General features: G+C 63.2%; 5 protein-coding genes and 2 pseudogenes. 2 read left to right on the forward strand and 5 right to left on the reverse strand.

What is annotated here, in order from left to right; all coding sequences use genetic code 11:
- Positions 1-127 precede the first annotated feature (127 nt).
- Positions 128-1,723: a type 2 periplasmic-binding domain-containing protein gene (locus tag EMO90_RS10505; RefSeq protein ID WP_150354588.1), complete on the reverse strand. Its 1,596-nt coding sequence runs from the start codon at positions 1,721-1,723 to the stop codon at positions 128-130.
- Between the two features lie 455 nt (positions 1,724-2,178).
- Here EMO90_RS10505 and EMO90_RS10510 point away from each other — a divergent pair, with 455 nt between their 5' ends.
- Positions 2,179-3,240 (forward strand): LacI family DNA-binding transcriptional regulator, encoded by a 1,062-nt coding sequence (locus tag EMO90_RS10510; protein ID WP_190972062.1) that lies wholly within the window; start codon positions 2,179-2,181, stop codon positions 3,238-3,240.
- Here the strand turns inward: EMO90_RS10510 and EMO90_RS10515 are convergent.
- Positions 3,234-5,429: a beta-galactosidase gene (locus EMO90_RS10515; RefSeq protein WP_150354586.1), complete on the reverse strand. Its 2,196-nt coding sequence runs from the start codon at positions 5,427-5,429 to the stop codon at positions 3,234-3,236. The genes EMO90_RS10510 and EMO90_RS10515 overlap by 7 nt on opposite strands.
- 197 nt (positions 5,430-5,626) lie before the next feature.
- Here EMO90_RS10515 and EMO90_RS10520 point away from each other — a divergent pair, with 197 nt between their 5' ends.
- Positions 5,627-6,658, forward strand: coding sequence for a LacI family DNA-binding transcriptional regulator (locus EMO90_RS10520; RefSeq protein ID WP_190972061.1), 1,032 nt, complete (start codon positions 5,627-5,629; stop codon positions 6,656-6,658).
- A 250-nt stretch (positions 6,659-6,908) separates the two neighbouring features.
- On the opposite strand, the gene EMO90_RS10525 is transcribed toward EMO90_RS10520, so the two are convergent.
- The 3 genes and pseudogenes from EMO90_RS10525 to EMO90_RS12750 form a co-directional block, all read right to left on the reverse strand.
- Entirely contained in the window at positions 6,909-8,720 is a 1,812-nt protein-coding gene (locus tag EMO90_RS10525) for an ABC transporter ATP-binding protein (protein ID WP_150354584.1), read from the reverse strand.
- 20 nt (positions 8,721-8,740) lie between these two features.
- Positions 8,741-9,526: pseudogene (locus EMO90_RS12745) on the reverse strand (ABC transporter ATP-binding protein); the annotation flags it as partial.
- A 21-nt stretch (positions 9,527-9,547) separates the two neighbouring features.
- Positions 9,548-10,594 (reverse strand): annotated as a pseudogene (locus EMO90_RS12750) (ABC transporter transmembrane domain-containing protein); the annotation flags it as partial.
- Between the last annotated feature and the right edge of the window lie 1,113 nt (positions 10,595-11,707).

The following is an 11,707-nucleotide window of genomic DNA, read 5'->3' on the forward strand; positions in this document are numbered from 1 at the left end:
CGGAAGTGTAAGAGAAAGGGCCGGACGGGTTTTTGTGTGGAGAAAAGTCTCCCGTCCGGCCCCGTGCCGTCCGCGGGCGCGAATCACCCGCGTACGGCCGAATGGTTACAAGTCACTCGGGTGGCGATCACTTGGTGTAGGTGTCGTACCACTTCTGCCAGAGCTTGACGTTGTCGTTGAGGCCGAGGCTCTCGAGCTGCTTGACGTAGGCGTCCCACTCGCCGTCGATGCCGCCTTCGGCCATCCACTGCGCGGTCTTTTGAATGGCGGTGTTCATGATCTGCGTGTTGTTGTTGGAGATCGTGGTCGCATCGGTGGCGTCCGGACGCACGTAGTCGGGCATGTAGTCCTTGACCGGGTCGAAGTGCGTGCGCTGCTCCTCGTTCGCCTTGTTGACCTCCTGGATGTCGTCGGCGTTGTAGTCGCCCTTGATGGTCACCTCGTCCGGGATCCAGCCGGCGAGGCGGTCGGCGAAGGAGGGCAGCTTGTTGTCGGCCTTGAGCTGCTTGATCTTGTCGCCATCCATGGTGTAGGTGTGGTTGCCGTCATCGGTGAGCGCCACACCGAAGGAGCTGACAAACTGCTGGACGGAGTACTTCTCGGAGTAGAGGAGGTTGGCCACCTTGAGCGCCGCGTCCTTGTTTGCCGTTTTGGCGGCGATGGACAGCTTGAAGTTCTCGAACTCGTTCGACGAGCCGTCCCACACGACCTTGTCCGCGGACACGCCCGGAGCCGCCGGCACCGGCATCGCCTCGTACTGATCACTCAGATCGCCGAAGTCGGCCAGCGACCAGCCGAAGATCACGCCGGTCTTCGCGGTCTTGCCGTCGTTGGTCTGGTCGGCATAGTAGGCGTCAGCCTGCTTGGTGGACCAGTCGGCCGGGATCAGACCTTCGGAGATCAGCTTGTTGTAGTACTTGATGACCTCCTTGTACTCATCGGAGACCAGGTAGCTCTTGACCTCGCCGTCCTTGACGTAGATGCCCTGCGCGCTCGGCCCCTTGTTGTAGCCGGTCACGATGCCGGTCGAGTTGAGCAGCAGCATCGGGCTGTACCAGCCGAAGCCGCCGGTGTCCAGGGCGCGGATGTTCATCGGGATCTCATCGGCCTGACCGTTGCCGTTCGGGTCCTTCTCCTTGAACGCCTTGAGGACCGTCTCCAGCTCGTCCCACGTGGTCGGGACCTTCAGGCCAAGCTTGTCGAGCCATGCCTTGTTGATCATCATGTTCTGGCCCGAACCGGAGTACGCCTTGCCGCGGGAGGAGGGCAGGTTGTAGATGTGTCCTTCCGGATCGGCCACGAGCTTCTTCGCAGCCGGCTTCTCGTCGAAGAACTTCTTCACGTTCGGCAGCTTGTCCATGTCATCGGAGAGATCCTCGAACAGATCCGGGAACTGTGCGGCATCATCCGGACTGAACGCGCGCAGGGAGATGTCGGCGATCTCGCCGCCGGACATCGACGGGTTCTTCTGCTGGCCCCACTGGTCGTCGGTGACCTCCTGCCACTCGATCTTGACGCCGGCCTCCGTTTCGAGGTCCTTAGCCCACTGCATGTTCGCGATCTTGTCGGTGTTGGTGTTCTTGACGACCAGGATCTTGAGGATCGGCTTGCCGTCCTCCGTGGTCGTCGTCTCGCTGCTGCCGCCGCAGGCCGCCACCGTGCCTAGCATCGCGATCGCCGAGATCGCCGCCAGCGCCTTCGTCATCACACTTCTGCGTGTCATTGATGTTCCTTTCCTCGCCCCCGACCTCGTTGTGTCCGGGAGTGTCTCCCCTTCCCCATGCCGCCGTACGGGCCGGTTTCCACGTGAAAGGCTGACTGTGTTGTCTGCGTTACGAAACGATTCGGTGGGCTGCAGTACCCTCCGGAGGTTCGCTTTGTTTTCGCAACGCTGCGATTCTATATCGATTCGACAGCGAAGTCAAATCCCTGCGACACGCCTAGTTTTTCCTCAAATCCCTTCAATTCCAACAAATATCGCCTATCGAACGCGCGACACGCGCAATTCAGAGCGATGCGATTTTGCGAGTACCATCACAGTCAGATCGTATGAACCATCGAATCATTTCGATGCAGACGTACGAACATGTTCGTGCCCTTCCGCACAGGAGGCCGTCTAAGATCCGGCCGATGAGGAGGCCGCACAGACCGCAAGAGACAGGACGAAGGACGACGAAGATGGTCACCCTCAAGGACGTGGCAGCCAAGGCCGGCGTGTCACCATCAACCGCATCGGGCGCGTTGCGGCGACTCTCGTATGTGCGCCCGGAAACCGCCGAACGAGTGCTCAAGGCCGCCCAGGACCTGAACTACAGCACCAACGTCTCGGCTCGGGCGCTGCGCTCGGGCCGTACCGGCATCTTCTCGCTGGTCATCCCCACCGTGGACATCCCGTTCTACGGACGCCTCGTCACCGCGATGGAGGCAAGCGTCGAACGGCACGGATATCAGCTCATCATCCAGCAGACCAGATTCGAGGCGGATCGCGAACGGCAGCTGATCGCACAGTCGGACGACACGCTTTCGGAGGGCATGTTCCTGCTGGCCGCCAAAACCGACAGCCGGGAGGTGGCACGCCTCGCGGGCGACCATCCGACCGTGATGTTCGAGGACTACAGCACCGACATCGTCATCGATTCGGTCAACGCTCCCAGCACCGGCGGCATCGATCGGGCCATCCGCCATCTTGTCGGACGGGGCCGCACACGGATCTGCGTGGCAGGCGCCACCATACCGTTGCATGCCATGGCCGACGTATCCAGCAGCAGCCGCGCACGCTACGAACGGGCGCGTTCGGCGGTCAACGCCTTCGATGAGTTGGGAATCTCCGGCGATTGCGGCGCCATTGACTGCGACTGGGTCGCGAACGGCGGCACCGACGTCGGCCACCGCATCGCCGACACCGCGACCGGTCGGACCGACGACGGCAGACCTGCAGGACTCCGATACGACGCGGTATGCTGCATGAACGACGACATCGCGCTCGGTGTGCTCCGCGGTCTTGCCGATCGCGGCGTGCGCGTACCCGAGGACGTGGCGGTGACCGGATTCGATGGCATTCCGCAGGGCGAATGGAGCGTGCCGAGCCTGACGACCATCGCGCTCGACTACGAGGGCATGGCCGAGACGGCCGTGACCATGATGCTGCGCAAATTCGGCGACAACCCGGTCTCGATGCCCCAACGGGTCATCGCCGGATTCCGCCTCATCGAACGCGGTTCGACGGCCGTATCTCAGTAGTGGATCGGGTTGATCTCCTCGGGGATGCGGTCGAACGCCCCGCGCTCCCCCGCCGCGACCTCGTATAGCGACCGATGGCAGGCGCGCATCGCCTCGGCCATCTCCGGATACTCCTGCATGCACACATCCACCAAGCCGATCTGGTAGTTCTCGCCGTCGAAGCGGCCAAGCGGACTCTGATCGTTGTACTGGAAGTAGTGCGCGCCGACGAAGTACGGGCTGCGCGCGGCCTGCTCGACGTAGTACCGGTAGGCCACGCCGCGTTCTGCCTGCGTGGTGACGCCACGGATGCCGTGGGCGGTCAGGCCACGGTCGAGCGCTCCGTGGTGGAACTCGCCGACCATGACCGGCATGTCGAGCATGCGCCCGACCTGCTCGACCTGGTCATAGGCGGTGCGCTGGTAGCTGTTGATCGAGAACACGTCGTAGCAGTCGGCTCCGGCGAGCAGGCTTCGATCGGTGATGTACGCGTAGCGCATGCCGAGGTTCAGGTGATGCGGGTCGATTCGGCGCAACGCCTCAGCGGGCACGCGCACATAGCGATCGATGAGCAGCGTCGAGAACGCACGCAGATCGTCAAGACTGCCCGGCAGGGCCGTGGCCAGACGGAAACGCGGTTCGGCGATGATCGCGTCGAACGAGGCGAACGACGCCGCCCATGCCGCGTTGAGCGCGTCGACTTCGCCGTTGTAGCGCTCCTTCAGCCATTCGACGAACCGCCGCTTCGAGACGAGGTCGGCGGGGTTGGCGAGCATCTCCTCTACGATGTTGAGATCGTAGACGAACGCCCAGTTCGGCTCGTTGCGCATGAAATAGCCGATCAGGTTCGTTTCGTCCCTCCACGGGAGCAGACCTTGCGCGTATCGTTCGGCGTCGCGCGCGTATTCGGGCGAGAACACATCCGGGAAGTCGCGAAACAGCATGGTCTCGGTCTTCGGAAATCCCCCGTTCAGTTCGTCGGCGGGAAGGACGTACGGGATGCCGGCCCTGCGGATGAACCTGCGATCGGACCAGTTGCCGATCGTGTTGACGCCCCAGTCGGTCAGGTGATTGCGGGTGATGCGCGTCCACGCCTCATACCAGTCGTCGCCGAACGCGACGCGCAGATTGGCCTGCCCGTAGTCGTACGAGGCGTTGACGCCGTTGCAGCCCGCAGGATCGTGGCGCCACGAGAACGACGGGTCGCCGAAATCGGTGGCTGCATTCGTTCCTTGGCGCCCACTCCCGGAACCGGCTGCGGCCTTCGCGATCGCCTGGTCCAGCAGCCCGGCCGTGTGAGCGTCCAGCCAGGGGCGCATCGGGTCGAGTCGGGTCTGGATGCCCGCGCCGACGCAGTCGACGCCGGTCGAGAGGAACGCACCGCCTTCCGGGTCCACGAGCCAGAATCGCCCCGGTGTGCCGTCGGGGTTCGTCTCCCGTTCGACGCGGAACCAGCCGGTCGCCTCGAATCGTCTGCCGGTCCAGCCGCCGAAGCGGTCCCATACGGGGAATGCTGCGTACGGGTGATCGACGGCATGCGGGGAATGCGACTCGTTCCCGCGCGGATCAGATTCCCGGTCAGGTCCGCCGCCGGGTTCGCCATCGATCCCGTATCGTGCGTCTTCGGAATCGGCCATGGCCCGCAGCCCCGCGCTGCATGCGGCGCGATCGGGAACCTTGCCGGGCCATTCGCCGGGCTTCCACTGGCCGAGTTCGTCGATCAGGGGCTTTACGGGGATGTCGATCCGTGGTATGTCATCCAGGAGCTCGCACGGCCACAGGCGGAGCCTGCGCCCCGGGAATCCGGGGGTAGCCGACAGCGCGATGGACGCGATGTCGTCGCGGCGGATCCGCTTGCCGAACAGCGTCATCTTGAGACGCCCCAACGTGCGCGGAGCGAACAAGGTCTGGCCGTCCAGCCAGGTGAAATCGAACGAAACCGGCACCTCGACTCCGGGCAGGATGCCGAAGACCGCGCGCAGGGTCGGATCCTCGCCGCGCTCGCGCTGGCCGGCCTCGTAGAACGCGAGCTGCAGACAGACGGAATAGCTGTCGAGGCTCTGCGCGCGCACGAGGAGCGCCGCGGTGGATTCGAGCGCGACGGCCGCTTCGGGCATCACGGCACGCTCGAACACCGTCAAATCGACGCCGTCGGTGGAATAGTCAAGATCGATCGGCCCGCTTTGGCCGGGAACACAGGGCAACCGCATACTTCCTCGCTTCGGTTAACGTTAACCTTTCCCATCACCCTTCATGATAGGCCACAACCCGAAACACACGACGCCATCGGTGACGCGGCATTGAATCGCAACGATATGATTCTATCTGAACCGTGCGATCTTCCACCCATGCGCTAGGCTGGAGTCCGCAAATACCGGCGAAAACGGAAATGGATGGCATGGCGCCTATGGCGACTTTGAAGGATGTGGCGGCCCTGGCGGGCGTGTCGATGAGCACCGCCGGAGCGGCGATACGCGGGGAGGATATCGTTAAACCCGTCACGCGCGACAAAGTGCTCGCCGCGGCCAAGCAGCTCGGCTACTCCCCCAACCTGTCGGCGCGATTCCTCAAGAAGGGCCGCACCGGATCGATCGCGGCCCTGATCCCCAGCATCACGCACCCCTACTACGCGAATCTGGTGGCAGCCATTTCCAAGGCGGCCGGCAAGCGCCACCTGCGCACGCTCATCATGCAGACCGGATACAACATGGACACCGAAACCGATATCGTCAAGCAGATCAACTCGGCCGTATGCGATGGACTGATCCTCAATGCCAGCAATGTCGACGACAGACACCTCAAGGCTATGCTCGGCAATCATCCGACCGTCCTGCTCAACTATCAGGTCGACGATCCGCTGTTCGACAACGTGCTGCCGCCATTGTCCCGCGGAGCCGCATCGTTCGGATATCTGGCCGGACGCGGCTACCGGCATGCGTGCATCGTCGGCGGGCATCCGCTCGACAAACTCACCGACGATCCCGGCGGCCGCTCTCCGGCCATCCGATACACCGTCGCGGCGATGAAGGACAGTGGACTGGGAGACGAGCACGACTTCGTGGAATGCAACTGGGAGACGACCTCGGCTATCGCCGCGGCGCACAGACTGTGCGAGACAGATACGGACGGCACCCGCATGGTCGACCGGTATGACGTGTTCTATTGCATGAACGATCTGATCGCCTACGGACTGATCCGCGGATTCCACGACGAGGGCGTGCGCGTGCCACAGGACAAGGCGGTGTTCGGCAACGACGGCATCTACGCCTACGGCGAGCAGTTCACCGTGCCCACCCTGTCGACCATGGCGCTGGACTATGACGACACGGCCGAAAAGGCCTTGGACATGCTGGTTGACCAGATCGAGCATCCGGACGTGCAGCGCGAACCGCGGGTGGAACGGGGCCGCAGCCGTCTGGTCATCGGGGAATCGGCGTAGAGGCAGTACCGGCGGTCTTCGGCGGCGCCAGGACGTGGATGTCCATGCCGGGCAGACGGCCGTACGCGTAGATCGCCACCATGGTGAGGAACACGGGCGAAGCGAAGGATCCTTGGACTTGTGCGCCAATTACCAATGCGAAATGACGAAGGATCCTTCGGCTTCGCTCAGGATGACGGAGATGATTCCCATCCTGAGCGAAGCGTAGCGGAGTCGAAGGATCCTTCGTTTCCTTCGTGATGACGGAAATCTACTCGCCCACGGCTCCGGAGGCGGCCTTGATCATCGCGTACTGCGACTCGTAGAGCCGGTAGTACGCGCCCTTGCGCTCGAGCAGATCGGCGTGCGATCCGTGCTCCACGATCTGCCCGTGATCGATGTAGAAGATCTCGTCGGCGTTCTCGATCGTGGACAGGCGGTGGGCGATGATGAAGCTCGTGCGGCCCTTGAGCAGGTGCGCCAGGCCCGCCTGCAGCGCCTCCTCGGTGCGCGTGTCGATGTTGCTGGTCGCCTCATCCAGGATCAGGATGCGCGGATCGGCGAGCAACACGCGGGCGAACGCGATCAGCTGGCGCTGGCCGGCCGACAGGGTCGAGCCGCGCTCCTCCACCACCGTGTCGTAGCCGTCGGGTAGCTCCATGATGAACTCGTGCGCGTGCACGGCCTTCGCCGCCGCCTCGATCTCTTCGTCCGTGGCGTCGAGTTTGCCGTAGCGGATGTTCTCGCGCACGTTGCCGGAGAAGATGAACGTGTCCTGCAGCATCACGCCCATCTGGCGACGCAGCGATTCGAGCGTCACGTCGCGCACGTCGTAGCCGTCCACCTTCACCGAGCCCTCGGACACGTCGTAGAAGCGCGACAGGAGGCTGATGATCGTGGTCTTGCCGGCGCCCGTGGGACCCACGAGGGCGATCGTGCGACCCGGCTCCACATGGAAGTCCACGAGGTTGAGGATGTTGCGGCCGTCGTCCTCGTAGCGGAACACCACGTCGTTGAAGTCGACGCGGCCGCGGATCGGCGGCAGATCGGCCGCGCCCGGCTTGTTCTGGATCTCCGGGACCACGTCCAAGGTCTCGAAGATGCGCTCCAGGTACGCCGAGCAGGTGATGAGCTGGTTGTAGAAGTTGCCGATGTTGATCACCGGGTTCCAGAAGTTGTTCGCGTAGCCCACGAACGCGATCAGCACGCCGGTGGTCACGTTCACGCCGCCGAAGCCCATGACGCCCACGAAGTAGATGAACGAGATGGTCATCATGGAGATGGTCTGCACGCCCGGCCACATGAGGAACTGGATGTGCACGGCCTTCATCCAGGCCTTGCGCACCTCGCCCTGCTGCTCCTGGAAGTTGCGGAACTGGGTCTGCTCCTGCGCGAAGGTCTGCGTGGTCTTCACGCCGGCGATCGACTCGTGGATGTAGGCGTTGAGGTTCGACTGCTTGTTGGACAGCTTCTGGTAGGCGCGGCGCTGGAAGATCTTGAGCACGTAGACCCACACCAGCAGCACCGGGAAGAGGATCAGGCTCCACAGGGCCAGCTTCCAGTCGATCGCGAACATCACCACCAGCGTGATCACGAAGGTGAACACGTCGGAGATCACGTTGATCAGGCCGGAGGACAGCGTGTCGGACAGCGTGTTGACGTAGTTGACCACGCGGATCAGGATCTTGCCGTGCGGGCGCGAGTCGAAGTAGCTGAAGGGCAGCGTCTGGATGTGCGTGAAGATGTCGCGGCGCATGTCCTTGAGCATCATCTGGCCCACGCGGGTGATCGCCACCGTGCGGTAGCGCAGGCCGCATTCGTACAGCAGGATCAGCGTGGCCAGGGCGCCGGCGAGCAGGCCGAGCTGGCCCAGATCCCTGTTGGGGATCGCCTCGTCGATCATGATCTTGGTCAGGTACGGGACGGACACGACGATGCAGCTCATCGAGATCACCACGATCAGGATGCGCACCACGCGGCCCATGTACAGTTTGAGGTATTTGCCCACGCGCATGATGTCCCTGAGGTTGATCTGCTCCTCAAGCTTCTCATCCTCGCGATAGGTATTGCGTTGCTGTGCCATGATGGTTCACCTCCCTGTTCTCATTGCTCGAAGCCCTGCGAGCTGCCGGATTGCAGGCCGAGCTGCTTGTGGTAGATCTCCCAGTAGCGTCCGTGCTGCGCGACCAGCTGCTCGTGCGTGCCGCGCTCCACAACGCGCCCGTGCTCGAGCACCAGGATCAGATCGGAATCCTTCACGGAGGAGATGCGGTGGGCGATCGTGATGATCGTCTTGTTGCCGTCCATCTCGCGCAGATGGCGCTGAATCTCCGCCTCGGTCTCCATGTCCACGGCCGATGTGGTGTCGTCCATGATCAGGATCGCCGGATCGTCCGCCAGCGCGCGGGCCAGGCTCAGGCGCTGCTTCTGTCCGCCGGACAGGCCCACGCCTCGCTCGCCCACCACCGTGTTGTAGCCGTCGGGCATGGAGCGGATGAAGTTGTCCGCGCCGGCGATCTCGGCCATGTGGCGGATGTATCGCTCGTCGCGCGCGGCCTGCTCGGACGCGCCGAAGCCGATGTTGCTGCCGATCGTGTCGGAGAACAGGAACGTGTCCTGCGCCACGATGCACACCTGCGAGCGCAGGGTGGCCAGCGGCCAGTCGCGCGCGTCGATGCCGTCGATCAGCACATGGCCCACGGTCGGGTCGTAGAATCGGGCCACCAGGTTGACCAGCGTGGACTTGCCGGAGCCGGTCTCGCCCAGAATGCCCAGTTTCGATCCGGCGGGGATCGTGAAGTCGACGTCCTTGAGGACGGGGGTCTCCGGGTCGTCGAGGAAGGCGAAGCTCACGTGATCGAAGCGGATCTCGCCGCTGATGCGCTCGGGGGTGATCGGGTGCGATCCGCCCACCTGCTCGGCGATCGCGACCGCCTGCTTGACGGACTCCTGCGCGTCCGGCTTCTCGGTGATGCGCGATTCGGCCGTCAGCAGCTTGCGGATCTTGATGCAGCTGGCGTTGAAGCGCTGCCAGTCGTTGATCAGCCAGCCGGACTGGCGGACCGGGCCGTCGATCATCCACAGGAAGGAGTTGAAGCTCACCAGGTTGCCCAGCGTCATGTCGCCGCGGATCACCAGGAAGCCGCCCAAGCCCAGCGTAATCAGCTGCAGGCTGAAGCCCAGGCCGTCCAGCCAGGGCATGTAGCGGCGGGTGTTGTAGGCGAGGGCCATGTTGCGCTGCATGTAGTCCTCGTTGTGCTCGTCGAACTTCTGCGTCTCGTAGGGCTCGCGCACGAAGGCCTTGACCACGCGGTTGCCCTCGATGTTCTCCTCCACCATGGAGTTGAGCGACGCCAGCGAGTTGCGGATCGCGAAGAACAGCGGATGGGCGTGCGACGACAGGCCGCGCGTGAGGATGAACAGGAACGGGGTGACGCAGGCGAGCGCCAGGGCCAGACGCCAGTCGATGGAGAACATCACGCACAGCGCGCCGATGAACATGACCACGCAGTCGAGCGCCTGGTAGCTCACCCAGCTCAGGGCGTGGCGGATCGCATCCGTGTCGGAGGTCATGCGGCTCATGATGTCGCCGGTGCGCGTGTGGTTGAAGTAGGTGAAGTCCAGCTCGTGCAGCTTCTCGTACTCATCGGAGACCAGGCGGTAGATGGAGTTCTGGCCGAAGCGCTCCATCCACATCTGGTAGCCGTAGCGGGCTCCGACGCGCACCACGGTCAGGCCGATCATGGTCAGGCACAGCTTGACCAGCAGATCGGTTTCACCGCCGGTGATCACGCGGTCCACGATCATGCCGGACAGCAGCGGGATGGTCAGGGCGATCGCGTTGTTCAGCACGAACAGGACGAGCGCGCCGCCCACCCGCGGCAGATCGGGCTTGCAATAGGGCAGGATCCATCTGAGGTTGCCCTTGTCTTGGTTTCGGTTCGGATCGACGTACATGGGAAAATCCCTCGCGTTCCTTGCTTCTCTCTGGATTTCCGGCTGTTCCGGTTGGGTCTCTTCGTTGGAGTTGTGGATGTGTTGCGGTTTGTTGCGGTCTCGGCGTTCGCCCCGCACATGCCATAGCGCGCTGCGAACGCCGACTAGTTTATTCGTCTTATCAGCTAGTGCAACCTTGTACTATTTCGGCGTGTCATGGGGAGGAGGGCGGCGGCGGGCGGCTATTGGGTGCCGCTCGGGTGACTCGCGCGGGTGCCGTTGGGTGCCGAAATGGACACTTTGGCGCCGTAAAACGTCCATTCCGGCACCCGCGCTGAGTGACAGACCGAATATCGGACGCAGCGCATCAGACGCAGCGCATCGGATCCGCTCATTCTGGAACCCTTCCGGCGCAAAATGAGCAGATCCAATGCGCTGTAGGGGCGAATGTGGCCGTCAGACAATGGATCCGCTCATTCTGAGGGAATGAGGACACAAAGTGAGCAGATCGGATGCGCTGCGGAGCCAATTCGAGCCGCCACACAGCGAATTCGCAGCAAATTCGCTCATTCTGAGGGCACAAGAGCGCAGAATGAGCAAATCGGATGCGGACCGGCCCCGACTGCAGCACGGCGGCACAACGTGCACAGCCCGACCGCATCCCGTCAGCGCCACGGCCGCGCAGCTCGCACAGCCCGACCGCGCCCTGATGCCCGGCATTCTCCCCGGCGATCCCCGAAAACCGGCCGGATGAGAGGCACGGCCCGGCATATGGCACAACTGGGCAAATCGGGACATCCGATTCGCAAACTGGGCAGATCCAGTCATCTGGAGGCCGATTTCATGGGCTAGCCGCCCCGATCTGCCCAGTTCGCAAATCAAGTGGCCCGATCTGCCCAGTTTGCGCCCAGCTCGGAGCCCCCCGGGCACAGAATGAGCAAATCGGATGCGATGCAGGGGCGAATGTGGCCGTCAGACAATGAATTCGCTCATTCTGAGGGAATGAGGACACAGAATGAGCAAATCGGATGCGATGCAGGGCCAATTCAAGCCGTCACACAGCGAATTCGCTCATTCTGCGGCCACAAGAGCGCAAACTGGGCAGATCCGGTCCATTGGCGCCCTGCCCCAACC

It is taken from the genome of Bifidobacterium vespertilionis, assembly GCF_008698145.1.
Lineage (GTDB): Bacteria > Actinomycetota > Actinomycetes > Actinomycetales > Bifidobacteriaceae > Bifidobacterium > Bifidobacterium vespertilionis.